28 protein-coding genes and 2 riboswitches are annotated in these 26,336 nt (G+C 32.6%); of the genes, 22 read left to right on the forward strand and 6 right to left on the reverse strand.

Annotation, left to right across the window (positions count from 1 at the left end):
* Positions 1–334 precede the first annotated feature (334 nt).
* The gene (locus F8154_RS12755; RefSeq protein ID WP_151862012.1) at positions 335–1,090 is read left to right on the forward strand and encodes a hypothetical protein; all 756 of its coding nucleotides are present in this window, start codon (positions 335–337) and stop codon (positions 1,088–1,090) included.
* Positions 1,087–2,301 carry a glycosyltransferase family 2 protein gene (locus tag F8154_RS12760; protein WP_151862013.1) on the forward strand — a complete coding sequence of 405 codons (1,215 nt, stop codon included), beginning with the start codon at positions 1,087–1,089 and terminating at the stop codon, positions 2,299–2,301. The genes F8154_RS12755 and F8154_RS12760 overlap by 4 nt, the downstream gene beginning before the upstream one ends.
* Before the next feature lie 58 nt (positions 2,302–2,359).
* On the opposite strand, the gene F8154_RS12765 is transcribed toward F8154_RS12760, so the two are convergent.
* The gene (locus F8154_RS12765; protein WP_151862014.1) at positions 2,360–2,557 is read right to left on the reverse strand and encodes a CsbD family protein; all 198 of its coding nucleotides are present in this window, start codon (positions 2,555–2,557) and stop codon (positions 2,360–2,362) included.
* Positions 2,558–2,978: 421 nt separating this feature from the next.
* Between F8154_RS12765 and F8154_RS12770 the strand changes: the two genes are divergently transcribed.
* Positions 2,979–4,277 (forward strand): L-cysteine desulfidase family protein, encoded by a 1,299-nt coding sequence (locus F8154_RS12770; protein ID WP_151862015.1) that lies wholly within the window; start codon positions 2,979–2,981, stop codon positions 4,275–4,277.
* A 19-nt stretch (positions 4,278–4,296) separates the two neighbouring features.
* Here the strand turns inward: F8154_RS12770 and F8154_RS12775 are convergent, their stop codons facing one another.
* Entirely contained in the window at positions 4,297–4,869 is a 573-nt protein-coding gene (locus tag F8154_RS12775; RefSeq protein WP_151862016.1) for a DUF421 domain-containing protein, read from the reverse strand.
* 188 nt (positions 4,870–5,057) lie between these two features.
* On the opposite strand from F8154_RS12775, the gene F8154_RS12780 reads away from it, so the two are divergent.
* The 12 genes from F8154_RS12780 (at position 5,058) to F8154_RS12835 (ending at position 16,017) form a co-directional block, all read left to right on the forward strand.
* Entirely contained in the window at positions 5,058–6,461 is a 1,404-nt protein-coding gene (locus F8154_RS12780) for an MATE family efflux transporter (protein ID WP_151862017.1), read from the forward strand.
* Positions 6,462–6,671: 210 nt separating this feature from the next.
* Entirely contained in the window at positions 6,672–7,358 is a 687-nt protein-coding gene (locus F8154_RS12785) for a response regulator transcription factor (protein WP_151862018.1), read from the forward strand.
* Positions 7,336–9,396, forward strand: a complete 2,061-nt coding sequence (locus F8154_RS12790) for a sensor histidine kinase (protein ID WP_151862019.1) — start codon at positions 7,336–7,338, stop codon at positions 9,394–9,396. The genes F8154_RS12785 and F8154_RS12790 overlap by 23 nt, the downstream gene beginning before the upstream one ends.
* Before the next feature lie 127 nt (positions 9,397–9,523).
* The gene (locus tag F8154_RS12795) at positions 9,524–9,712 is read left to right on the forward strand and encodes a hypothetical protein (protein WP_151862020.1); all 189 of its coding nucleotides are present in this window, start codon (positions 9,524–9,526) and stop codon (positions 9,710–9,712) included.
* A gap of 162 nt (positions 9,713–9,874) precedes the next feature.
* Positions 9,875–10,324, forward strand: coding sequence for a GNAT family N-acetyltransferase (locus F8154_RS12800; RefSeq protein ID WP_151862021.1), 450 nt, complete (start codon positions 9,875–9,877; stop codon positions 10,322–10,324).
* Between the two features lie 64 nt (positions 10,325–10,388).
* Positions 10,389–11,288: an NAD(P)-dependent oxidoreductase gene (locus F8154_RS12805; RefSeq protein WP_151862022.1), complete on the forward strand. Its 900-nt coding sequence runs from the start codon at positions 10,389–10,391 to the stop codon at positions 11,286–11,288.
* 81 nt (positions 11,289–11,369) lie between these two features.
* Positions 11,370–12,119 (forward strand): MBL fold metallo-hydrolase, encoded by a 750-nt coding sequence (locus F8154_RS12810; RefSeq protein ID WP_151862023.1) that lies wholly within the window; start codon positions 11,370–11,372, stop codon positions 12,117–12,119.
* Between the two features lie 21 nt (positions 12,120–12,140).
* A complete protein-coding gene (locus tag F8154_RS12815) occupies positions 12,141–13,010 on the forward strand; it encodes a nitroreductase family protein (RefSeq protein WP_243141252.1) in 870 nt (289 codons plus the stop codon).
* A gap of 43 nt (positions 13,011–13,053) precedes the next feature.
* A complete protein-coding gene (locus tag F8154_RS12820; RefSeq protein ID WP_151862024.1) occupies positions 13,054–13,908 on the forward strand; it encodes a DUF2785 domain-containing protein in 855 nt (284 codons plus the stop codon).
* 142 nt (positions 13,909–14,050) lie between these two features.
* Entirely contained in the window at positions 14,051–14,797 is a 747-nt protein-coding gene (locus tag F8154_RS12825; RefSeq protein WP_151862025.1) for a GNAT family N-acetyltransferase, read from the forward strand.
* A gap of 60 nt (positions 14,798–14,857) precedes the next feature.
* Positions 14,858–15,238 carry a RidA family protein gene (locus F8154_RS12830; RefSeq protein WP_151862026.1) on the forward strand — a complete coding sequence of 127 codons (381 nt, stop codon included), beginning with the start codon at positions 14,858–14,860 and terminating at the stop codon, positions 15,236–15,238.
* A gap of 26 nt (positions 15,239–15,264) precedes the next feature.
* A complete protein-coding gene (locus tag F8154_RS12835) occupies positions 15,265–16,017 on the forward strand; it encodes an exodeoxyribonuclease III (RefSeq protein WP_151862027.1) in 753 nt (250 codons plus the stop codon).
* Between the two features lie 40 nt (positions 16,018–16,057).
* On the opposite strand, the gene F8154_RS12840 is transcribed toward F8154_RS12835, so the two are convergent.
* Complete coding sequence (locus F8154_RS12840) at positions 16,058–17,140, reverse strand: hypothetical protein (protein ID WP_243141253.1); 1,083 nt, start codon at positions 17,138–17,140, stop codon at positions 16,058–16,060.
* A gap of 241 nt (positions 17,141–17,381) precedes the next feature.
* Positions 17,382–17,469: riboswitch (cyclic di-GMP riboswitch) on the forward strand.
* 75 nt (positions 17,470–17,544) lie between these two features.
* On the opposite strand from F8154_RS12840, the gene F8154_RS12845 reads away from it, so the two are divergent.
* The 6 genes from F8154_RS12845 to thiE all read left to right on the forward strand — a co-directional run bounded on the left by F8154_RS12845 (position 17,545) and on the right by thiE (position 22,932).
* Positions 17,545–19,545 carry a methyl-accepting chemotaxis protein gene (locus tag F8154_RS12845; RefSeq protein WP_151862028.1) on the forward strand — a complete coding sequence of 667 codons (2,001 nt, stop codon included), beginning with the start codon at positions 17,545–17,547 and terminating at the stop codon, positions 19,543–19,545.
* Positions 19,546–19,768: 223 nt separating this feature from the next.
* A complete protein-coding gene (locus F8154_RS15205) occupies positions 19,769–19,924 on the forward strand; it encodes a hypothetical protein (RefSeq protein ID WP_192930299.1) in 156 nt (51 codons plus the stop codon).
* Between the two features lie 68 nt (positions 19,925–19,992).
* Positions 19,993–20,107: riboswitch (TPP riboswitch) on the forward strand.
* 76 nt (positions 20,108–20,183) lie between these two features.
* The gene (gene thiW / locus F8154_RS12850; protein WP_151862029.1) at positions 20,184–20,681 is read left to right on the forward strand and encodes an energy coupling factor transporter S component ThiW; all 498 of its coding nucleotides are present in this window, start codon (positions 20,184–20,186) and stop codon (positions 20,679–20,681) included.
* 5 nt (positions 20,682–20,686) lie between these two features.
* Positions 20,687–21,490, forward strand: coding sequence for a bifunctional hydroxymethylpyrimidine kinase/phosphomethylpyrimidine kinase (thiD, locus tag F8154_RS12855; RefSeq protein ID WP_151862045.1), 804 nt, complete (start codon positions 20,687–20,689; stop codon positions 21,488–21,490).
* A gap of 16 nt (positions 21,491–21,506) precedes the next feature.
* Positions 21,507–22,319, forward strand: a complete 813-nt coding sequence (gene thiM / locus F8154_RS12860) for a hydroxyethylthiazole kinase (RefSeq protein WP_151862030.1) — start codon at positions 21,507–21,509, stop codon at positions 22,317–22,319.
* Positions 22,306–22,932, forward strand: coding sequence for a thiamine phosphate synthase (gene thiE, locus F8154_RS12865; protein ID WP_151862031.1), 627 nt, complete (start codon positions 22,306–22,308; stop codon positions 22,930–22,932). Before thiM ends, thiE begins: the two co-directional genes overlap by 14 nt.
* Positions 22,933–23,006: 74 nt before the next feature.
* On the opposite strand, the gene F8154_RS12870 is transcribed toward thiE, so the two are convergent.
* The 3 genes from F8154_RS12870 to F8154_RS12880 form a co-directional block, all read right to left on the reverse strand.
* A complete protein-coding gene (locus F8154_RS12870; RefSeq protein ID WP_192930300.1) occupies positions 23,007–23,621 on the reverse strand; it encodes a hypothetical protein in 615 nt (204 codons plus the stop codon).
* A gap of 132 nt (positions 23,622–23,753) precedes the next feature.
* Positions 23,754–24,017 carry a YciI family protein gene (locus F8154_RS12875; protein WP_151862032.1) on the reverse strand — a complete coding sequence of 88 codons (264 nt, stop codon included), beginning with the start codon at positions 24,015–24,017 and terminating at the stop codon, positions 23,754–23,756.
* 94 nt (positions 24,018–24,111) lie between these two features.
* Positions 24,112–24,741: a glycerol-3-phosphate acyltransferase gene (locus F8154_RS12880; protein ID WP_151862033.1), complete on the reverse strand. Its 630-nt coding sequence runs from the start codon at positions 24,739–24,741 to the stop codon at positions 24,112–24,114.
* Between the two features lie 215 nt (positions 24,742–24,956).
* Between F8154_RS12880 and F8154_RS12885 the strand changes: the two genes are divergently transcribed.
* Positions 24,957–26,261, forward strand: coding sequence for a DEAD/DEAH box helicase (locus F8154_RS12885; protein WP_151862034.1), 1,305 nt, complete (start codon positions 24,957–24,959; stop codon positions 26,259–26,261).
* Positions 26,262–26,336 lie beyond the last annotated feature (75 nt).

Raw genomic sequence — 26,336 nt, forward strand, 5'->3', positions numbered from 1 at the left:
ATTTAGTTTTTCATTTAACCCAAAAGTCACAGTAAATAGTAAACTTAATATATTTTTTATCTCAGCGGCGTTACTAATACTCCCGCTTCTTAAGCGGGAGTTAAGTGCCGCCAAGCTTCGAAATGAGTGCAACTAGAGTACAGGTGGAGTAAAAACTCCATCTGAACAAAGTTTTCTTTATATAAAGTCAGTAACTTAATTAATATAAACCCATGCATGTTATTAATAATCTACAACAGGTGGTATGCATATTTTACCTAGTGGATTAAGCCACAGGTTATTATATAATTAGTATAAAAGACAGCTTGTTCTTCTGGCATAAAGGGGAATTAAAATGAAGACATCTAAATGGCTTGCCCTAATACAAATAGTCCAACTTATTGCTTTTTATATAACTATTACTCACATATTGCCCAATAATGAAGTTGTAGCCATATTCATTTATATTGTACTAAGTATACTTTTCAGCATCACCTCTAAAGACAAGGGCTTTATATTATTAGTAGCAGCTATGCTTATTACTGGAATTCTATGCTTTATAACTGTTTTTATTAGTAAAGAGGGGGTTTCCCTTCAAAGGAAAGCAATTCTATATCATCTAGCATTTATTTTTAATACAGTAACTATTTACATTTTCTTTTACTTGACTAAGGAACTGGAAAAAGATAATGAGATATTACTAAAAACTGTAAATGAGCTTGAAAGCTACGTAGGACATTCACGTCTACTAACAAAGCATGAGTTTGAGAGAAGAAGTAATATTATCAAAATGGCTATGGATAGAAGGGGAGAAGAGGGTTATATTCTTTACTTTTCATTAGAAAACATAAGTCCTATAGTAAAAGCCTCACTATTTGAAACCCTAACGTCATTAGCTTTAATAGTATTTAGATGGGAATATGATTTAGTTGGTAAATGGAATGATGATAGCTTTGTTTTATTATTACAAAATACAGATGAAGAAGGAATGAAAACAGCATTTAGTCGCTACTTGTCTAAAATAAAGTCTAAAACTAATTTACAGGAAAGTGATTTGGTAATTGAAATAGAATATATCGGCTTATCTGATAAAAAGGTGATTGGCACATGACACTATTTCTTATGATTAACTCCATAGTATTTTTAGTAATTATAATATACTACTCAATACTGACTATATATGGCCTAAAGTATAAACTATACCCCTCTAAAACAAAGCCATTGGATAGTTACCCTAGTGTAGATGTTCTAATTCCTGCCCATAATGAAGAAAAGGTTATAAAAGAAACTATAGAAGCAATAATTAAGTTAGATTATCCTGGCAAGGTAAATATTTATGTTCTAAATGATAACTCTGTTGATAATACAGGTAAAATTACTGAAGCCTTTGTAGCCATATATAACAATATATATCATATAAAAGTACCAAAAGGAGAACCAAAAGGTAAATCAAGAGTACTAAACTATGGACTAAGCATATCTAATTCGGAATATTTTATTGTGTTTGATGCTGACAACCAGCCTAAACCAAAGGCACTAAGGCTATTGGTTGAAGCAGCAGTAAATACTCCAAGTGCTGCTGGTGCAGTTGGATATGTTAAAACAATTAATGAAAGTAAAAATATACTAACTAGAATGATTTCAATTGAATTTCAAGTATTTCAATTATTAATGCAATCAGGAAGATGGGCTTTGTTTAAAACCGGCTCCTTAACTGGAACTAACATGCTGGTTAAACGTTCTGTTATACAGGAAATTGGAAAGTATGATGTTAATGCCCTAGCAGAGGATGCAGAATTAACCCTAAGAATTACTAGCTCGGGTCTATTATTGCCTATTGTACCTGATGCAATAAGTTGGGAGCAGGAGCCAGAAAACCTAAAAACACTTATAAAACAACGAACAAGATGGCTGCAAGGAAACTTATATATTTTAGGAAAAGTATTTAGCTCTAAAGAATTGTTTAAAGGCAAAATGCTGGTTCATAGTATGCAACAGATACTGGTGTATATTGTGTTTTTGCTATTTCTTATAACCTCACATGGCTTTTTTATTGCTGGAACATTAGGCTATTTTACACCAAACATGAAAACACCTCTTTTATTTGTTTGGTACTTGTCCTATCTTGTTTATACTACCCAGGTTTTCAGTGCCCAAGTGGTTGAAAAAACTGCAACTCCTATTAATATACTGGTAGGATTTATTTTATACTTTACATACTGCCAGCTATTTATATATCTATATTTTAGAAGTGTATACTACTATGTAAAAGCCAAAATAAGTAAAGAGGTTATAGCATGGGATAAAACCATAAGATTCTAGTTTGTAAAAAGGATACGGCTAAAATAATAATAGCCTCCAGTTGGAGGCTAAATAATTTTTAATTCAAGTCTAATACTTCATTAACTTGTTTTTCAGCTTCTTCCTTTGTAATACCGTAAAGCTCTTGTAGGGTTCCAACTAACTGTTCATAATTTCCGTCGATCTCTAAAAGTGTGTCGTCGCTTAGCTGACCCCATTTTTCTTTAATGCCACCCTTTACCTGATTCCATTTTCCCTTTAGTTCTTCTTTTCTCATTTTTCATCCTCCTTATTTTGTATGTTGGTTATATTAATCACTTACCCAAGTAATATCTATAAAACAAAAATGGAGAAAATAATTTATCTCAGCCATGTTTTTAACACTCCTGCTTTTAAGGGGGAGATATGTGGCGTTTAGCAAGAAAGTAACCAGAGCTAAGTTTTCTTTATAGTTAAATCCTTAATTATTTGCTAAAATAAATATATAAATAATGAAGCTTAGATATATAACCTAGCTTTAGACTTTATCTCAGCGGTGTTACTAACACTCCCGCTTCTTAAGCGGGAGATAAGTGCCGCCAAGCTTCGAAATAAGTGCAACTAGATTTCAGGTGGAGTTAAAACTCCATCTGAACTAAGTTTTCTTTATAAAGACTGCAACTTATACTACAATAGCAAACTTGAAATGGAGGTAAATTATGCTATTAGAAGATTTAATTATAGAAACCTTAAAAAAAGAAGTAGTGCCAGCTATAGGATGTACAGAGCCAGTAGCTGTGGCTTTGGCCTGCGCAAGGGCTAGAGAGATTATTAATAATACTGAAATTGACCATATAGACATAAGGGTAAGCCCCAATGTATACAAAAACGGTTTATCTGTTGGAGTACCACCTACAAACGAGGTGGGACTTTGGATAGCTGGGGCACTAGGTTTTATTGGTGGTGCCAGTGTTAAAGGTCTTCAGGTTTTAGACTGCATAGAGGAGGAACAAATAGAAATAGCCAAGAGATTAGTTAAAGATAAAAAAATAAAACTGCAAATACAAGATACTATAGAAAAGGTTTATGTTGATGTTAGGGCTTATTGCAAAGGTGCTTCATCCAGGGTAATCATAAAGGACAAGCATAATAATTTTGTTTACTCAGAAGGTAATGGCAAAGTAATAGAGAACGTGTTAGAAAACAGTGCCAATGTAAAAAATACCAAGCAAGAAAATACCCTATATACTTTTAAGATAAGAGAAATTATAGAAGCTATTGAGAGAATAACACATAAGTCAATAGACTTTATGCTGGAGGGCTATTACATGAATGAAAGGGTGGCTATGGCAGGGCTAAATGAAAACACTGGTATGGGGGTAGGCTATACCCTTAATAAAAATATTAAAAAAGGTATTCTATCCAACGATTTTATGAGTTATGCAAGAGCATTAACAGCAGCAGCCTCCGACGCTCGAATGGCAGGATTAAAAATGCCTGTAATGAGCAGTAATGGCAGTGGAAATAATGGATTAACAGCGATATTACCTATTGTTGCCTATAGTAAAAAATTCAAGGTTTCTAACGACAAGCTTGCTAAAGCAATTGCAATGAGCCATATTATAAACAGCTATATTAAAAATTACATAGGAAGGTTATCTGTACTTTGTGGATGTGGGGTTTCAGCTGGTACAGGGGCAGCTGTAGCCATAACATGGTTAATGGGGGGAAGTATTCACCATATAGAAGGTGCTATAAAAAATATATTAGCAGATATAAGTGGTATTGTTTGTGATGGAGCAAAGGTAGGCTGTGCCCTAAAGCTTTCTACTTCAGTAGCTTCTGCAATACAAGCAGCCCTGCTGGCTATCGACAATCGTATAGTTCCAACTGGTAATGGACTTATTGCTGAGACGGTAGAGGATACCATTAAAAACCTACAAATATTATCAAATGAAGGAATGAAGGATACAGACAAAGCAATAATAATGGTTATGCAGAGGGCCTATGTGTCCTAGTGGGGGCAAGGGTCCTACATCATTGCATCTCATTTTGATTTACTTCTCTTATTTCGGTAAAAATGTTGCTGGGATTTGATTGAGAATTACCCTGCTGTTGAATATAGGGAGCAAGCATTTGCTGTGAATCTCCAACAGTTACTGGTTTAGCATGGGGCATTAGCTCATAACCAAGCTGCCCATTAGGCTCTAAAGTTGCAGTCTTTAAATCACTAATATTTGCAATCCCCTGCTGATGTAGACGCATTTCTAATTGATCGGCAGTAAATCTTAATTTTTTTAGGTTTGATTCTACTATTATTCCATCTTCAATTACAATCTTTGCTTTTCCTGTTATTAAATTCTCAATGAAATCAAATTTAACTTGAAGATATTCAACAAAGATCATAAATACAACAAATACAGTAGCAGCAATAATTGTTCTTTGAATACTATCTTCAATAATTGGTTGTATAATAATTGCACCAACTGAAATCATAACAACGGTTTGTGCAATAGTCATTTGTGAAATAGATTTTCTACCAGCAATCCTTAGAATAAGCATACCTGACACAATCAATATCAATGACTCCATAATTAGCTGTAACACCATAGTGGATACCCCCTAAAAAGTATTTTACTTAGTTTTTGCATAATTTATAATAATATACTTTATAACCAACAGCCATTGCTTCGAAGCTTCTAGGTGGATATATAATTAATATATCATATTATATTCTTCGACACTCTAGATATAAGTATGCCGAAATGTTATAATAGATTAACAGGGGTGATTCAAATATGGGGAACAGCTTAACCTACGATAAAAGAAGAGAATATTTGTTAAATAATGATAATCTATATAAAAACGCAGTATATCTTGCATGGCCAGTAGTGCTACAATCTTTGCTACATGTGTCTATTGGAACAATAGATATGAAGATGGTAGGTTCACTTGGTGTAGATGCAATTGCAGCGGTTGGCTCGGGAACAAACGTTGTTATGCTAATAATGATTTTAATAATTGCCATATCAACTGGTACAACTGCCATGGTGGCTAGATCAATAGGAGAAGGAGATAGAGAAGGTGCCTCAAAAAGTGCTGGTCAATCCTTTATTCTTTGCCTTATTGCCTCAGCTTTTATGATACCTACAGGTCTTTTGTTTAACCAAGAAATTTTACAATTACTAGGAGTCAGTGATAATGTTTTAGTTTTAGGAAAGGATTACATGACAGTATTCTTTTTATCTATTCCATTTTTTTTACTGAACTTTATGGCCAAATCAATATTCCAAGGGGCTGGTGATACAAAAACCCCTTTAGTAATAGATATAATTATGAATATAACAAATGTGTTTTTTAACTATATATTTATTTTTGGAATTTGGTTCATTCCTGCAATGGGTGTTATGGGTGCAGCTATTGGCACTGCTTTGTCACGACTAGTAGGAACAGTACTAGGATGGGGTGCCTTAATAAGTGGTAAACATGTTCTTCACATAAATGTAAACCATATGATTAAGCCCTATTGGAATATTGGTAAGCAAATGATTAACATAGGTTTTCCAGCGGCTTTACAGGGTCTTACAAGGAATATAAGTACTTTTATAATTTTTGCTATATTAGCAAGAACTACCTCTGCCACTGCTGCTGTACCAGCCTTTGTTATTGGTACAAACCTAAATCAATATGCATTAATGCCTGGTTTAGCGGTAGGAACAGCTGCTGCTACCCTTTCAGGAATGAATATAGGTGCAAAAAAACTGGATAGAGCAGAGGATAGTGGAAAGGCATGTGCTACGCTAGGTGCTATTTTAATGATGTCATTTGCAGCAATATCAGCAATTTTTGCAGAACCACTTATTGGCTTTTTTTTAGATAAACCAAATCCAGAGGTAATAAGAATAGGTAGAATGTTTTTATATATTATAGCTTTATCAGAGCCCTTTCATGCTGTAACAATAATTCTATCTCGTACCATGCTGGGGGCAGGCTATACAAAAAAACCCTTTGGTATTACTCTAATCTGTTGGCTTTTTATTAGATTAATTTTAGCCTATGCTCTGGCATTTATTTTTAACCTTCAATCGACAGGGGTTTGGATAGCAATTAGCATATCAACGATTGTTTCAGGTATAATGGCTTATTTTTTGTTTAAGCAGGGAGATTGGAAATATGTTGAATTAAATGTTATGACTGAGTAATAGAAAAACAGTAAAAAACCTTAGACTTATTAATCCCCTAGACATTAAGAAAAATGCTAGGGGATATTTTAATTAGTTTTATATTTATTTATTGTTAATTATTTTACTCTTCTTAAGAATGTTGTAAGATTTATAGTAGTAAATTCTTAAAAACTATATGCTATTATTACTATAAGAGATATCTCCCATAGGCCTAGGAGTGATTAAAGAATGTATAACATACTTGTTGTTGATGATGAAAAAGAAATAACAGATGCTATTGAGGTTTATTTAAAAAATCAGAATTACAATGTTTTAAAAGCATATGATGGACAGGAAGCACTGGAGATTTTCGAAAAAGAAGATATTCATCTTATTTTAATAGATATAATGATGCCAAAACTGGATGGTAATAGTGTAACTATTAAAATTAGAGAAAAAAGCCCTGTACCAATTATTATACTATCTGCTAAATCGGAGGATATGGATAAAATATGGGGTTTAAATATTGGAGCTGATGACTATATTACAAAACCATTTAATCCAATGGAGCTACTAGCAAGGGTAAATTCAAGTTTGCGACGATATACAAATTACTCTAGTATTATGGTATCAAAGGAAAATACCATTAAAATAGGAGGAATTGAGCTAAACCATGATAGTAGGTCCTTGCTGGTTGATGGTGAGGAGGTAAAAATCACTCCACTTGAGTATAAAATATTACATCTTCTTATGAGTAATCCCAATAGAGTTTTTTCAATTGAGGAAATATATGAAAAGGTATGGAGGGAGCCTGCTTATAATCCTGATACCGTAACAGTTCATATAAGGAGAATTCGTGAAAAAATAGAAATAAATCCAAAGGAACCAAAATATTTAAAGGTGGTGTGGGGAATTGGATACAAATTCCAACAATAAGGTAAACAAAAAAGAAGATTTAAATGAAGAAACATATTATAAAAACAATGATAAAGAAACTTTAATCAAGGAAACAACAAAGAGTAAAAGAACACCTTTTTCATTGATAATGATACTAATCATAGTTGTTATATCAGTTTCTGCAGTTGCTAGTTTTCCTCCTTTAAAGGATTATATGTTTTCACCATATAACAATACTGCTGAGTATTTAGAGAGTTATGATTTCTTACGTACACTAACTAGAATAACTAGTTATAATCAATCAAAAATAAATGGGAATGGATGGCATGATTCAAGATTTGAAGATATCGAAAGTATCAATTATTTTATAAAGAGTTATGATAAAGATATTACAATAACAAATATAGATAATAGTATAGGTGAGGAAGAAGCAAAAGACAGTCTGTTTTATTTACATATTATGTTCGATGAAGAAGGAAATGTTTCAAAATTAGAGGCACCTAATAGGTTTGATAAAGATGTATTTATAAATCGTTTGCAATACAATGATGAGATAAAAAAGAAATATGCAAATATGCAAATCTTATATTTTGTACCAATAGATTTCAAGAACTATAATGATATGGTTACTCAGAATATGAAATATTACTTTGCTAACCCAGATTATTTACTATTAATTATTGCCATTGGAGCTATAGCAAGTATCCTTTTAACTATAATAACCTTTATAATGCCTTACAGTCTACAAAGTGAGCTTTCTATTTCAAGGTTGTTTAATAAGTTATTCTTAGAATTTAAGATTATAATTTGGTTAATTGCTTTAGCTTGTAGTGCAGGTAGTATTATATTAATAGATAATAGCTCTAAAATATTTACTATGGTAGACATAATTTATGATGCAAATGAGTATTTCTATATAATTGGTATACCAATAACCATAATAATATTTGTTCTTCTATATTTATCTATTGCATATACGAAATATATATATCATAAGGGAATTAAAAAGGGTCTAATAGAAAACAGTATTACAGGTAGAATTTCTCTACATGTTTTAAGGTACTTAAAAAAAATAGTAAAAAGTTTAATGGAAATTGATTTAAATAAAGATGTTTATAGAAAATTAGTGTTAATATTAGGGGTAAACCTATTGGCACTATGGATGATAGCCTCTACTCAATTTTTTGGATATATTCTATCAATAGCATATACTATATTCTTATTTCAGTATTTATCAAAGCTCATTAATAATGTAAAGGCTATTAATATTGCAAGTTTACAGTTGTCAGAAGGTAGCTTTGATATAAAGCTTGAAGAAAATATTGGTGTTTTGAGTCCTATAGCTAAAAATTTAAACAATATTAGGGAAGGCTTTCAGTTGGCAGTTGATAAGGAAATAAAAAGTCAGAAAATGAAGACAGAGCTAATCTCAAATGTATCACATGACTTAAAAACACCGCTTACATCCATAATAACTTATATAGATTTATTGAAAAATGAGGACTTAAGTTTAAATAAGCAAAAAGAATATATTGAAGTATTGGATAAAAAATCAAATCGATTGAAGTATCTAATTGAGGACTTATTTGAAGCAAGTAAAGCAAATAGCGGTAATATTGAACTTAACTTAGAAGAGGTAGATATTATAGCCTTATTTAGACAAACACTAGGTGAAATGGAAGAAAAAATTAACTCTAGTGGGCTACAGTTTAAAGTAGATACTCTACCAGAAAAGACAATATGCTATCTTGATGGCAAGAGGACCTATAGAATTTTTGAGAATATAATGAGCAATATAATAAAATACTCTATGGTAAACACACGTGTATATATTAATATAGAAGAAAATGAAAAAGAAGTATCCTTTATATTTAAAAATATTTCCAACTATGAAATGAATTTTGATCCTACAGAAATCACAGAACGATTTACTAGAGGTGATAAATCTAGAAATACAGAAGGTTCTGGTTTAGGACTGTCTATAGCCAAAAGCTTTATAGAACTCCAAAATGGTAAAATGGAAATAAATATTGATGGAGACTTGTTTAAGCTAACTGCAACTTTCCCTAAAATATAATAAATTCAAAATAAATGTTGAGTATTATGAAGAAATACTCAACTTTTATTTTGTGAACTTTTTTTACCAGAATTTACCTAGAATTAATAGCTAAAAAGAATATAAAAATAAACAAGAGGTGAAAAAAGTGAAATTTAAAAAACCCAAGAAAATAAAAAATCCCGTTAAAAGTCATGCTGATGAAGCTTTTTTCAATGAAATGAATTATGAATTAGCTGGAGACATTGGTGCTATAGACAATGAAGAAATGCTAGATAATAAAAGGCTGTTAACAGGCAATAGCTTTAAGGGTAGAAAAAGAAAAAAAGAAAAATAAGGGATTCCATTTGGGATCCTTTTATTGATTTTAAAAACTTTTGTGTAATATCTATTAAGATTAATTTAAAGGAAAACAAGTATATTTAGAGAAATTGTATTATTGTAGAATAAAAGTATTAGGTTATTGAAAGATTCTAACAAATAAAAAGCAGGTGATAGTATGGATATTCACATTAAGAAATTTAAAGAATTATCAACTTATGAACTATATGAAATCTTAAAGGTTAGGGTTAATATCTTTGTCGTAGAGCAAAATTGTCCATATCATGAGTGTGATGATAAAGATCAAGCTTCTTTTCACCTTTTCGCTCAAGAAGAGAATAAAATAATAGGCTATTTAAGAATTATACCCGAAGGAATATCCTATAATGAGGTTTCCATAGGTAGGGTACTTGTGGTACAAGATTATAGAGGTAGAGGTATTGCTAAAAATCTAATGTCTAAGGGTTTAAGATATATAGAGGATACTATGGGTAAATCTCAAGTTCGTATTTCTGCTCAAAAATATCTTGTAAAGGCCTATCAAGATTTAGGCTTTAAGGTGGTTTCCGAAGAATACTTAGAGGACGGAATACCCCATATAGAAATGCTTTACTCCAATACCCATTAGATTACATTGATTAGTAATAGATATATAAATTAATATAATAAACAGCTTGTGGGGAGGCGTAATAATGAAATTTAATAAAATTGTATCAATAGACAATACTGGCTTAATACCAGAGGTAAAGGAGGAACTAAGGAAATTAGCCAACGATATAGTTTTCTATGAAGATTTTCCTACAGAAAAGCCAGAGATTATCTCAAGAATAGGTGATGCTGATTGTGTTTTAGTTTCATGGAATACAGCAATAGATAAAGAGGTAATAGAAGCATGTAGCTCAATAAAATACATAGGTATGTGTTGTAGCTTATATGATGAAGAAAGTGCTAATGTTGACATAAAAGAGGCAAAAAATAAGGGTATTACAGTTTTAGGTGTCAAAGATTATGGAGATGAAGGAGTTATAGAGTTTATATTTAGTGAACTAATTAGGTTATTACATGGTTTTGAAAATCATCAATGGAGGGAAGAAGCATTAGAGTTAACTAATCAAAAATTAGGAATTATTGGATTAGGAACATTAGGAGAAATGCTTGCTAAAACAGCAAAAATGTTTGGGATGGAGGTTTATTATTATAATAGAACAAGAAAAGTAAACATAGAAAAAATAGGTGTAGAATACTTAGAATTAGAAGGATTATTAAAAACGGTAGATATTTTATCCACTCACTTACCTAGAAATACAAAACTTATAGATGCAGATAAGTTCAAATTATTTGGTAGTGGTAAAATATTAATAAATACCTCCTTAGGCCCTACATTTAATGTTAAAGCCTTTAAGGAATGGATAAAGGATGAAAAAAACTATGCAATATTTGATAAGGCTGCGATGGAAAACAATTATAATGAGTTAAAGAAACAAAAAAATGTTATTTATACAGATAAGGTGGCAGGTTGGACAAAACAAGCTAAGGCTAGGCTATCTTATAAGGTGTTAGACAACATAAAAAACTATTTATCAAAAAAGTAATAAATTCTTTGGAAAATGACTGACATACTGAAACTTTTATAATAAATATATGAGAATTAAGTATAAATAGGGGGAACTACAATGATTAGAAATGAAATAACAAAGGATTTGGTAGAATATATTTTTGAGCCTGAAGAAGGAAAGCATTTTGGTAATAAAATTTTAGCTTTAATACATGGTAATAAAGTAATGTTGATTGATACCGCCTATGAATATCAAGCTTTAGAAGTATTGGAGGATCTGAAAGCTAGAGAACAAGTTATTGATTCAATAATAATAGGGCATTTCCATGATGATCATATGAATGGATTAAAGGTTTTACCAAAGGCTACGGTCTATGGAAGTAGTCAGTATAAAACTACATTAGATAGGTGGACAAAGCCAGAAGAACATAAGTATTTCACTCCAGATATTATTGTTAAAGACAAAATGGAGATTGAGTTTGGGGAGCATAAAATAACAATGATACCATTTCCTGGACACTCAATATGTGGTATCCTAATAGATATAGATGGTAGATATCTACATATTGGAGATGAATTAATGTTTTCAAATGAAGGAAAACCACTATTACCATGTGTAGATTTGGCGGGAGTGAAGCTACAATATGAGTCAACAGAAAAATTAAGTAAATACACTAAACACATATTTATACCAGCCCATGGACTAACCATTAAAGGGGAGAATAGAATTAAAGAGGAAATTAATAATGTATTAAACTACTTTAGAAATATAATTAATAGTAGTAAGAAACTAACCTATGAAGAGGCAACAAGAAATTGCAGCCGTGAGTTTTTACACAGTGAATGGTTTAGTTTTATTTATGACTGATTTAAAGAGGGAGGATATTAAGTGAATAAAGAAATAGGATATAAATTTTTTGACAAACCAATAACAGAAATAATAAAAAACAGAATATCGGTCAGAACCTATGAAAACCAACAACTAAATGTAGAAACAGTTAGTAAGCTAATGAAGTATTGCAATGAAGTGGAGGGTCCCTTTGATGTTAAGGTTAGATTTAAGCTAATTGATGACCTTCATGCTATTGAAAAATTAGGAGATAAAGTAGGGACATACGGAGTAATTAAGGGGGCTAAAGGTTATATTGCAGCAGCTGTAGAGAATAAAGATTATAACTTAGAGCAATTGGGCTATACATTAGAAAAAATAATTTTATATGCAACTTCCTTAGGGTTGGGAACCTGTTGGTTAGGTGGAACCTTTAAAAGAAGTGGCTTTGAAAAAATTATTCAACTTAAAGAAAATGAAATATTACCTATAGTTACCCCTATTGGTTTTCCATCATCAAAAAAAAGAACTATAGACTCATTTATGAGGTTTGCAGCAGGCTCTAATAATAGGAAGGAATGGAGTGAAGTATTTTTCCATGAAAACTTTAATACACCATTAAAGAAGGAAGCTGCTGAGCAGTATTATGTGGCATTAGAAATGGTAAGAGTTGCCCCTTCTGCATCTAATAAGCAGCCTTGGAGAGTTTTAAAGACAGATGACGGATGTCATTTTTACATAAGCCACACATTAGGCTATGGTAAAGCCTTGGGCTTTGATATACAGAGGATAGATATTGGTATAGCCATGTGTCATTTTGAAATGACCATGAAGGAGTTGGGAGAAACAGGGAGTTGGGCATTAGTACCACAAAATAAGAAGCTATCATCTGAAATGAATTATGTTGTAAGCTGGTTAAGGGGTCGTTAAAAAAAAATATGTTTATTAAATCAATAGTAAAGGGGACAAAAAAATGGAAGAGATAATCAAGTTAAAAAATGAGCTTTTAAGGATAAGTGAAAATGAATGGAGTTTTCCTAAAGATGTAGATTTAGATGGGCTTGCCTTAGAAATGATGAAAAATATTGGGGCAATAGACCCTGTATTGAGGGATGACTTAATACTCACAGGGTTTTACAATCTTGTTTATGAGAAGAAGCTTTCTAAAAAATGCTTAAAACAGCTGTTAGCAATGGCATTAAGTGAGGAGCATTTGTTTTATAAGCTAGGAACTGAAAATGATGATTCTGTATTTAATAGGGCATTTTCTATTCTTATAGTAGGCATTATAATTGATTATCATAATAGCTTTGGAGAAGAGTTAATTGACGAAAAAGAGATGAGTGATATCTTCAATCAAATAATTAAATACGTTAAAAATGAGAAGGATTTAAGGGGATATGTAGATGTTAAGGGCTGGGCCCATGCTATAGCCCATTCAGGTGATGCACTTACAGAACTAGGAGCATGTAACTACTTAAATGATATGGAATTAATGGAAATATTAGATTTAATTAAGCTAAAGTGCTCCATACATAATTATGTTTACATAAATGAAGAACCAGAAAGGCTTGTAACGGCTATAGTTAAAATACTTGACAGAAAAAAATTAAGCAATGAAGAGGTTAAAGATTGGATAGTAAGATTTAAAGATATAGAATTACCAGCAAATTTTCCAGATAAACAGTATTCAAAAGTAAATATTAAGAACCTTCTTAGGAGCCTTTATTTTAGACTTAAGTTTAAAGGAGGATATGACAACCTAGTTAGTGAAATAGAAGCCGTTCTTCATTATTACAATACTAACTATAATGAATTTAGTGAATAGTAGCTTGTTTATACAAAGGAGTCAGAAAAACTGACTCTTTTGTAGTTTTTAAAGCTTCAAAAAAGTTATAGCAGGATATAGAAACTATAAAGTAGAATTTATAGACATAAGCTATTAGTAATGAGAAAAAGGAGATAAGGTTATGCTACTAAGAATCAATAATAAACAATTAGTTATGGAATTTTTAAGTAGGAATATGCCAATTACCTTAAATATTATTGGAATTATAAATAACCTACCAGAGGTAGAAGTATATGTAGACAACCTACAAAAACCAAATGGGGTTTTAGTGAAAAGGAATTATTTCCATTACATTTACACTGAAGACAATAACTTTATTGATAAGTTAGATGGCTTCTTTACCGACGGCTATTATGGTTTTTCTGGAGTCGAAGCAGGGATAGCAGATAAAATAAAGACTAAACTCACAGCTGATTGGGAAAACCCATGCACCTTATATTGGCTAAAGGATAATAAGGTAAACATTGATTTAATAAAAAACACACCACAAAATGTTCTTATTAAGGATGTAGAGGTGATTGATCAGCTATATGAGTACAGACATAAAGGAAGCTTAGAGGCAATTAAAAGAAATATTATTGAAAGGCCCTCATCTGCTATATATGTAGAGGATGAAATTGTATGCTGGTGTCTTGTCCATGAAGATAATTCAATGGGAATTATGTATACTAAAGAAAAACATCGCAAAAAAGGCTATGGAATAGATGTAGCCCTTGATTTAACAAATAAGATTATTGAGGCTGGAAAAATACCATATCTTCAAATAGTAAACGGCAATAATAAGTCAAGGGGATTAGCCACAAAATGCGGCTTTGAAGAGTGTGGGAAGGTTTCATGGTTTGGAATTGTTGTTGGAACACCAACCTAAGGTTTCAAAGCTTTAACATAGGGTATATTGAAAAAGAGTATTATGAAGGGAGTTTTATATATGTCAAGAAAAGCAATAAATGCTAAGGGTGCAATAGCAGTAGGACCTTACTCCCATGCAATTGATGCAGGGGAAACATTATATTTGTCAGGACAAACCCCTATAGATTCAAATACAGGGAAGCTAGTTGAGGGAGATATATCAGCTCAAACAAAGCAGTGCTTTATAAATCTATTTAATGTGTTAGATGCAGCTGGATTAAAACCAGAGCATGTAATTAAGGTAAATGTGTTTTTAACTAATATGGATAACTTTAGAGCCCTGAATGAGGTGTATGAAAAACAATTTACTAGCCCCTATCCTGCCCGAACAACCATAGGTGTTGCATCACTTCCTCTAGGGGCTGAGGTGGAAATAGAAATGATAGCTAAGAAAAACTAGAATAATATAGTTATGGAGGAAATGCTATGAAATTAATATCGTGGAATGTAAACGGCCTAAGGGCTTGTGTTGGTAAAGGCTTTATTGATTATTTTAAAGAGGCAGATGCAGATATTTTTTGTCTACAAGAAACAAAGCTTCAAAAAGGACAAATCGAGCTGGAACTTGAGGGTTATCACCAATATTGGAATTATGCAGTAAAAAAAGGTTACTCAGGCACAGCTATCTTTACTAGGATAGAGCCTATTGCGGTGAGCTATGGACTTAACATTGAAGAGCACGACCAAGAGGGAAGAGTAATAACCTTAGAATATGAGGATTTTTATTTAGTTAATGTTTATACTCCAAACTCCCAAAGAGGTTTATTAAGGCTAGATTATAGAATCTCATGGGAGGACGCCTTTAGAGGATATATAAAAGAACTGGATTCAAAAAAGCCAGTAATACTATGTGGAGACCTTAATGTCGCCCATAAAGAAATAGATTTAAAAAATCCTAAAACCAACAAACTAAATGCAGGCTTCACCCAAGAAGAAAGGACTAAAATCACAGAATTATTAAATGAAGGCTTCGTAGATTCCTTTAGGCTTCTCTATCCAGAAAAGGAAGGGGCCTATACATGGTGGTCATATATGGGTAAAGCTAGAGAGAGGAATACAGGCTGGAGAATAGATTACTTTATTATATCAGAAAGGTTAAAGGATAAAGTAAATGAGGCACAAATACATAGTGATATACTAGGTAGCGATCATTGTCCTGTTTCTTTAGAGATTACATAAATTATATAAAAACACTTCATCAATAAACAGTTGCTATATGTTATTGTACCTCTGCTTCCAAACGCCTGTATATCGAGGAAACACCCTTCCACCAATTCTTATCCTCAGCATATTTTCTATTAATCCACTTAAAGGGGTCGACATCTTGAGGTCGATCCTTTGATAGGTTTATAACAGTACGTGCAGCTATAGCAGATGAATCTGAAATATCAGTGTTATAGCTTTGCCAGCTATTAAATACATTAAAGGGATTATTTGCAATTTTTGTTGCAGAAGGATGGTCTTTTGGAACAAAGCCTTGCTCATGGCCAGCAATGGCAAATAGAATTAATGGATTCAATTGAAATTCCCTTGAAACTTCAATTATAGATGAAAAGTATGGCTCTTCAACTAATATAGAATTGCGGGTTCTTAAATAGGCCTTAAGCTTAAAACCGTCTATATCCTTATAATAAAAATTTTCTGGTAGGTGGGTGTATTTGCGTATAACAACCTCTTCGATAACTGGTGGCTCTGGCAACCTATCTGCTTTAGGTTCAGAAGCAGCCTGTTGTTCAATTGCTAATATAATCAAAACACTTAATATTAAGAAAACAAATCTATATTTTTTGAAGTCCTTAAGCTTCAATAGCCTTTCCATATAAAGGGGAAGCCCTTTAGCCAAATCGTAATTACCGTCTCCAGTAGAATTATCCAATACATTGGTATATACAAATCTACTAGAATTATCATCTATGCTTCTTTTATATTGATACTCTTTAATAGTCTGTGTATTAATAGGAGTACTTACATAGCAATTGACCCATAGAGAAACACAGCTAAAGAAATCATCATCCTTAACATCTAATGAAAGAGTAGCCTCTAGTATGTCATTGAAAAAAATACCCTCTTGACTAGTAAAAAGTCCTTGTGATAATAGTTTTCTTTTTATTAGTGGACGATATTGAATGGGAAACCCGACTAAGCTTTTATCCAGTATTCCTAAAATAGCATTTCCAAGAATCTCAGCCCTCTTTTTAGCATTACTATGGGGGTATTTTAGCTCTATGTATCTTCTTAGCCTACTAATTTCCTCCTTTTCAATTACCTTTAAGGACATTAGCTCCTTTATAAAGCTCTCCAAAATATCACATCCTGTTAAATCTGTTTTATATAACAATTGCCCTTTAATTATATCCTAAAATAGAATATTTTACTAATTGTAAATTAGAAGAAAATCCTATATATTAAAAAACACAGGGAGAATTTTGTCTAAATTTATAGAAAATTGGTGAAAAAATAGGCCTATTTTACTAAAATTGTGTTTGAAGATGTTTTAGAAGGATATATATATCACCATAAAACAGCTGTTATATATATTAATATTTCGATAAGGGCAAACCTTCTGAAAGGAGGGGACGCAAAGCTTTGGATCTAAGGAAGCATTTTTTTCTATGATTGCCAGGTGCCGAAATAATAAAGTAGTATACTTTATATTTATGCACCCCTATGGGTGCTTAAATAATTACAAAGAAAGAAGGAGATCAAATGAAAAAGCTAAGTTCAAAATTGATTATTAGTATAACCCTATTAATTTTGGTGGTATCTATTGGACTTGGATTATTAAGCTATATAGCTGCCTCTAGGGCATTAGAGGATGAAATAGAAGCTGCTTTAATGAGTAAGGCAGAGGATGTAGTTAAAATTATAGAAAACAAGCTTGAAGCCTACATAGCTCCCCTAGAGGTGGTTGCCAGTATAAACACTATTAATCAACCCCTTATAGAGTGGCAAGAAAAGCTACCCATCCTTCAAAGAGAAGTAGAAAACCAAGGCTTTAACGAGATGGGTATAGCAGATTTAAATGGTAATATGAGAAGCTCCAATGGAAAAACTGTGAAAATTGCTGATAGAGATTATTTTAAGCAGGCTAAAGCAGGAGAAGCTGCTGTATCTGAACCAATAGTTAGTAAGATAGACAATTCAATTGTTGTAGCAATTGCTGTACCTATATTAAACAATAATGAGATTGTAGGAGTACTGGTGGGATTAGCAGATGGTATGGAACTAAGTAATATAGCTAGTGAGATAACATTAGGTAAGACAGGGTATGGTTATATTATAGACAGAAATGGAACAACTATAGGACATAAGGATACTGAATTAGTAATGAATCAGGTTAATTACCTACAGGATTTAAAGGATGACCCAGAATTTGCTGGTTTAATTCAAGTATTAGCAAGAATGACTGAAGGAGAAAAAGGAGTGGGTAGCTACGAGTATCAAGGTACTGAAAGGTATATGGGCTTTGCTCCACTAAAATATAATGGGTGGTCTGTTGCTGCTGGGGCAATGTCTACTGAGATTACGGAAAGATTAAATTCCATCAGAGTTAGTTTAACGATAACTACCTTAGCTGCAATAGTATTAGGAATAATTATAGCTACAATATTGGGTAAGTCTTTAACAAAGCCCATTGTTGCAATGACAGGTTATTCGGAAAAAATTGCTAACCTAGATATAACTACTGATATAGAAAAACAGTATAAAGAGAGAAAAGATGAAATAGGAACACTAGCCAATGGCTTTCAAACGGTTATTAATAATTTAAGGGTTTTTGTTGAAGAGGTAGATTTAGCTTCTACAAATGTAGCAGCTGTATCACAACAGCTTACTGCAACCTCAGAACAATCCTCAGCGGCAGCAAATGAGGTAGCAAGAGCAATAGAAGAAATAGCCATGTCAGCAGGTGAACAAGCAAAGGAAACAGAAGAAGGAGCAATGGAATCAACAAAACTAGCAGGTAATATAGAAAATGTAATTAAGTCATCTAAAGAAATGCTTACTGCAACAGAGAGTACAGAAGAGCTTAAAGATAATGGATTAGATATTGTGAAGGACCTACTAGATAAAACTGAGTTAAGCAAACGTGCAACCGATAATATCTACAATGTTATTAAGGAGACAAATGAAAATGCAGGTCTGATAAATTCTGCCAGTACAACAATAGCTTCAATTGCAGACCAAACAAACCTATTGGCACTTAATGCAGCTATAGAAGCAGCAAGGGCAGGTGAGGCAGGAAAAGGCTTTGCAGTTGTGGCAGATGAAATACGAAAGCTGGCTGAAGAATCTGCTAAGTCCACTAATAGGATAGATGAAGTTGTCAAGAAGCTTCAAGAAAAGTCATTGGATGCAGTAAAGAGCGTTGAAACTGTCGGTGAAATTATGATATCACAAAACAGAGCAGTTAACTTAACAGGAGAAGTATTTGAAAAATTAGCAGGTGCTATTCAGCAATCAAAAGAAAGAGCCCAAATGGTTAGTGAGCTAGGAAAGGAAATGGATGAAAAGAAAAACAGTATTATGGAGACATTACAAAGTCTTTCAGCAATCTCAGAGGAAAATGCAGCAAGTGCAGAAGAAGTATCAGCATCTTCTGAAGAGCAAACAGCAGGTTTACAGGAAATTGCAAACTCTAGTGAATCCTTATCAAAGCTTGCAATTGATTTACAAAGATTAATAAGTAGATTTACCTATAAATCATAGAATAAAAAGTATCAATATAAATATAATAGTAGAAAACAATTATGATTACTTATTTGTTGCACCAATTGTACTCCCTCTACTTATAATGTAAATATTAGAAGACTTAATGTTATAGGAGGAGTGTAGTATGCTAACTAAAAAAGCACTTGAAGTTTTATTAAAACAGTCACAAAACAGTTTAACTATTGATGTAGCAAATAAGACAAATTGTTGAGTATTATATATGCAACCATCAGTTAAGGTGGGAAAGCCAACGTATATTTATGATTTTAATTGCTATTCAATTGAGGGTCGTAGTATTTATGTAAATAAAAAGCTTCCCTTCAATAATCAGCTTATATCTTTTGTATTAGAAAATGCAGACATAAATACACAATAGTTATAAAGCTATATTAATTGTAAACTAAATATAATTATGCTACTATAATACTATAGTAAATAAATAAATTAAAGCACTGGGAGGGTTGGATAGGCCAACTGAGATAAGAACCCTATGATGTTCTTGATCCCCAATTACCTGATCTGGATAATACCAGCGGAGGGAAGGTGTACTTATAAAGCATAATATTATGTTTAAAACACATTTCCATTAGGTTATGTGTTTTTATTTTATTATTTTAAGAAGGGGATGGTATCAGTTGAAAATCAAAAAAGTGACATTATCTGCCCTATTAATTGCTATTGGTGTTGTAAGTGCCCATCTATTGTATGTACCTATTGGGGTAGCTAAGGCTTTTCCGGTTCAACATGCAATAAATATGCTTGCTGCCACTATATTAGGGCCAGCCTACGGAGTAGCAATAGCCTTTGTAATTTCTTTATTGAGAAACATATTAGGGGTAGGTTCACTCTTGGCCTTCCCAGGAAGCATGATAGGGGTTTATTTAGCCGCAGTTCTCTACAAGAAAACCCAAAGGCACCTATATGCCATGCTTGGAGAGGTAATTGGTACAGGAATTATTGGAGCATTAATATCCTACCCAGTTGCTAAATTATTCATGGGAAGAGAAGTAGCAATGTTTTTCTTTGTAATTCCGTTTTCAGCTAGTGCCGTAGTGGGGGTGTTATTGGGGGTTATAATACTTAAAATACTAATAAAGCTAAAGCCCATAAAAGACTTTAATGGAGGTATGTAGATATGATGAAAAAAGTATTAACAATTGCTGGCTCAGATAGCTGTGGTGGAGCAGGTATACAGGCAGACTTAAAAACTTTTTCAGCCCATGGGGTTTATGGAATGAGTGTTATAACAGCTGTTACAGCTCAAAACACAAAAGGTGTATTTGCTGTTCAGGATATTTCACCACTATTAATCATTCAACAGCTAGAGGCAATATTTGATGACATAACCGTGGACGCAGTAAAAATTGGAATGGTATCTCAAATAGAAACTATAGAAGCAATTGCAAAACAGCTAAAGAAATACTCTGTCAATAATATAGTGGTGGATCCAGTAATGATATCAAAAAGCGGGTATCATTTACTACAGTCTGATGCTAAAAACTCCTTAATAATGAATTTGCTACCTTTAGCAACTATTGTAACCCCTAACCTAATGGAGGCAGAGGCTATAACAGGTATAAAAATTAATAGCCTCAAAGAGATTAAGGAGGCATCTACAATAATCCACAAAATGGGACCTAAGTATGTTTTGGTTAAAGGAGGTCACCTGGAGGGAGAAGCAACAGACCTATTATATGATGGCTCAAGCTTTATGGTCCTTCCGTCTGAAAGAATTAAAACCAAAAACACCCACGGCACAGGCTGTACCTTATCATCTGCAATCGCCTCAAATATAGCTAAGGGACTAGGATTTACTGAGTCGGTTAAGGAGGCAAAAAAATATATTACAACAGCCATTAAGCATTCCTTTTCTATAGGTAAAGGGGTTGGACCAACCCATCATTTTTATGAACTATATAAAAAATCAGGACTAAATCTTTAGTTAAGGAGGAGTTTATATGAGTATAATGCATAAAGAATTTACAAGTATATTAAAGAAAATTAGAATGGATAAACCACTTGTTCATCATATTACAAATTATGTAACTGCAAATGACTGTGCTAATGTTGTTTTATCATTGGGGGGAGCACCAGTCATGGCAGATGACCCAATTGAGGTTGAGGAAATGGTGTCTATAGCATCTTCTTTAGTCTTAAATATAGGTACCATAAACCATAATAAAATAGAAGCATTTATTAAAGCTGGCAAAAAGGCCAATCAGCTAGGAATACCTGTTATACTAGATCCTGTAGGGGTGGGTGCAACAAGCCTTAGGAGTGAAGCCATAAAGGAGATATTAGCAGAGGTTAAAATATCTGTATTGAGGGGAAATATGTCAGAAATAAAAAACATATATGGTGTAAAGTCGTTAACTAGGGGAGTTGATTCTAGTGACGATACAATGGCAGGTGGTAGAGAAATTGCTGAATCCTTAGCTAAAACTCTAAAATGTATAATTGCAATAACTGGAAAAATAGATATTGTTTCTGATGGTAGAAAAACCTATTATATAAACCACGGCCACGAAAGACTTACCAAAATTACAGGAACTGGTTGCATGACAACCTCATTAATTGGGCTATGCTGTGGGGCTAAGGAGTCATATTTATATGGAGCAATATTAGGTGTTGTAATTATGGCTGCATCTGGTGAAAAGGCATATAATCAGCTGGAGGACATAGGTACCTATAGAGTTAAATTAATGGATTATATTAGTAGGTTTTCTATTGAAGAGATTGGTGGTGGAGAAAAAATACATGAAGCAAATTAATATAGATTACAGGCTGTATCTAGTAACCGATAGAACTATATTAGGGGGGAAATCCTTCATTCATAGTATAGAAGAAGCTATATTAGGTGGAGTTACACTTATTCAGCTTAGGGAAAAGCATTCTACTGCTTTAGAATTTTACCAGCTAGGATTAAAAGTAAAGGAGCTTACTGCAAAATACAATATACCCCTTATTATAAACGATAGAATAGATATAGCAGTTGCTCTAAATGCAGATGGAGTTCATGTGGGACAAAAAGATTTACCATGTAGAGTAGTTAGGAAATTAATAGGAGATAGTAAAATCTTAGGTGTATCTGCCGCCACCCTTGAGGAAGCTGAAAAAGCTGAAATGGAAGGTGCAGACTATATAGGGGTAGGAGCACTTTTTCCCACAGGTACAAAAGAGGACACTAGGGAAGTTACACTAGATAACCTTAGAAATATAAAAAAGACCATATCAATACCGGTGATAGGAATAGGTGGAATCAATAAGCATAATATTGAAGCTGTAAAGACTACAGGAATAGATGGAGCTGCTGTGGTATCCGCTATCTTAAGTCAAAAAAATATTAAAGAAGCTTCAAGGTATTTGTATGAAAAACTTACTTAAGATAATTATAAAATCAGCTATATTCAATAACCCGTCTCTTTAGCTTTTACTTAAGGACGGGTTATTGCAGTTAGCTAAATAGAATTTAGTGCTTCCTTTGTATTTAAACCTATTGGTTCAGTAGTAAGACCATCTGACAATTGATAAACAGCATTAAATTTTCCATACTGGCATATTAAGCCTTCAAAAAACACCTCAGCATTATTAATTAGAAACAAATCATTTGTTTTTATCAGCTCTGGAGGTTTATTGCTACTATAAATATTACCCTTGATTAAAAGCTCAGAAACGAATTGGGAGCAGAAATAATGATATCTTCTCTTGAAGGGCTTGTTAAACATAACAGCAAATAACCCTAAAAGGTTGTATTTATACTTCTCCCTTTCCTTTGTAAATTTTTCTACTTCATCTAATAAAGCATTATACTGATTTTCTGTAACAGAAATTCTATATACTAAGCATTTACTAAAGGGATATCGCTTGTAGACTCCATCAAGTATGTTTTCCTCAACAAAACCACCTGAAAATGGATTATTGGGATTAGTACGTCCAAATGAGTACATTTTTGTAAAATTATAGTCGAAGGATATGGAGGTATGAACATATTTAGCCCTGTCTATAGCATGAATAGTCTTAGAAAGCCATGTGCCTGTTCTAGTGAATATTAAGTAAATATATTTTGAGTTCATATACTATTGTTCAGCTCCTCAATAACTTTAAAGGAATTTCTAAAACTAAATTATTATACTCTATTATAGAAAGTAAGGGAAGCTTTTTTTTCAATAATATATACAGGTATATAATAGTAAATTAAAAAACCTCTATTCGATATTACTTCTCCATTCCTTTAATGTTAGCCTACGAGACTTGTGTAAAACAGCAGGATCATTTTCTGCAAGCTCCATTGCTTCCTCAAAGGAGGATGCCTTATATATAACTAAACCACCAGAGTGATCAGTAAAGGGTCCCTTTGCAAAAATCCTTCCATCATCAATATATTTTTGTAAATAAGCCTTATGCACTGTTAAAAGCTCTGCATCCTTTTTAGGATCAATTGTTTCAAGAATTGCTGCATATAATACCATAAGTTTTCACCTCCTAATAAAAAAAACTTGTTTTATTATACCTTCCCATTACAGTTATAATTACGTAACTCCAGGAAAAAAGTCTATAGGAAGCCTACTTATTTATTACCTTTCTTAATCCAATCTCCTTGCCCTTTTTAATGCTTTTAATATTTGGGATGTGCTTATATATACTCATTAAAGCAATTATTATAGCTATAGCTATAGAAAAAGCACTATAATCTAAATAAATGCTCATAATAACAAAAACAATTACTAGACTAATGGTTCCTAGAGCTATATAATTAGTTACAACTGTAACAATAATAATTGATAAAATACATACAATTGCAATTGTAAAATCTATTGCCAATAGCATTCCAACTAAAGGGGCTGTACCCTTTCCTCCCTTAAAGCCCATATAAAATGGATAGTTGTGACCTAATATTACAAAAAGACCATTTAAGTACAATAGGGATGCAAGCTGTAAATTATCTTGTAAAATAATACCTTCATTATAGCAATATTTGATTAAATAAAGAGATAGAATAGCCTTTAATATATCTAAAATACCTACTATAATCCCATATTTCCAACCCAAAGAAACAACTGTATTAGAAGCACCAGCATTGCCATTTCCCAGGCTACGAATATCTACCTTTTTAATTGCTTTAGTTAAAAGATAGGAGGATTGGAAGCAACCGAAAAAGTATCCTATAGCTGCAGTAATAAAATATGTTAACATGGCATACCTCCATTCTTACATACATCACATAACACTAGATTCATTTAACACAATTAATTATATCAAAATAAAATCCATTAATATATAATAAAAAATGCAATACTAAATAAAAGCATTATATTAGGTTTTTTAATGATGCTTAAAAAAACAGCATATTACAAGTTAGAAAGGATAATGCTTTGATTTTAAATAGCTAATGAAAAGGAGCCGAATAAATGGAAAAAGATTTTATTAAACTAGATATTGACCAAGAATATGTTGAAAAGCTCAAAGCTAATGGAATTATTGAACCCACAGCCATACAGTGTAAAACAATACCAGAGCTATTAATGGGTAGGGATGTAATAGCTAAGGCACAAACAGGAACAGGTAAAACTCTTTCTTTTTTATTGCCAATTATGAAGCTTATGGAAAAGGATAACTCCTCTCTACAGGCCCTTATAGTGACTCCTACACGTGAGCTTGCAATTCAAATAATGTCAGAGGCAGAAAAACTAGCTGATGTTAAAGGGTTTAATATATTAGCAGCCTATGGAGGGCAAGATGTAGAAAAACAGTTGAGAAGGCTTAAAAATAATGTTCATTGTGTGGTTGCAACACCAGGAAGATTACTTGATCATCTAAGACGAGGCAGTTTAAGCTTAAGCAAACTAAAAATATTAGTTTTAGACGAAGCAGATCAAATGCTGGATATGGGCTTTTTAAATGATGTTGAAGCTATAATATCCCACACTCCCCACAATAGGCAGACAGCGTTTTTTTCTGCAACGATGCCTCCAGAAATAAGAAAGCTAGCAAATAAATATATGAGTAAACCAACAGAGGTTTCTGTAGAGGGCACAAGCATAACCTTGAAGGAAATTAGGCAAGAGGTAATTGAAACTACTGATAGGAGCAAGCAAAAAGCCCTTATTAGTGTATTAAATGAATATAGTCCCTTTTTAGCTATTATTTTTTGTAGAACTAAAAGACGTGCAAAGGCATTAAACGAAGGGTTAATTAGACAGGGCTTTAAAAGTGATGAGTTACACGGTGATTTAACCCAAGCGAAAAGGGAAAGGGTTATGAAGTCCTTTAGAAAAGCAGAAATTCAATTTCTTGTTGCCACAGACGTTGCTGCCCGTGGCTTAGATATAGAAGGAATTACCCATATATTTAATTATGATATTCCACAGGACACAGAAAGCTACATACATAGGATAGGTAGAACAGGTCGGGCTGGTGAAAGGGGTGTGGCTGTTACTTTTATTACACCAAAGGATAGAGGCACATTGAGTGTAATAGAAAAAGGTATAAGAATGACGATTAGCAAAAGCAAATTTAAAGATACAAATGAAGAAAAGGAAGAAAAAGAGAATAAAAAATCAGATAAATATAATAAAACTAAAAATGAAGCTCAATCAAAAAAAGGAAAAAGGACAAACAAGACCAAAGATTATAAGGATAAAGAGAGTAGCACTAAAGCAAATTATATCCACAAAGAAAATCGAAAGAATAAAAAAAGGAGAAACCATATATAGTAGAGAAGATTTTCATAAGATGTAGATTATTCATGGATGTATATTAAATAATAAGCAATGATGTTGGATGGTGGG

It is taken from the genome of Alkaliphilus pronyensis, assembly GCF_009017275.1.
In the GTDB taxonomy this organism is placed as follows: domain Bacteria; phylum Bacillota; class Clostridia; order Peptostreptococcales; family Natronincolaceae; genus Alkaliphilus_C; species Alkaliphilus_C pronyensis.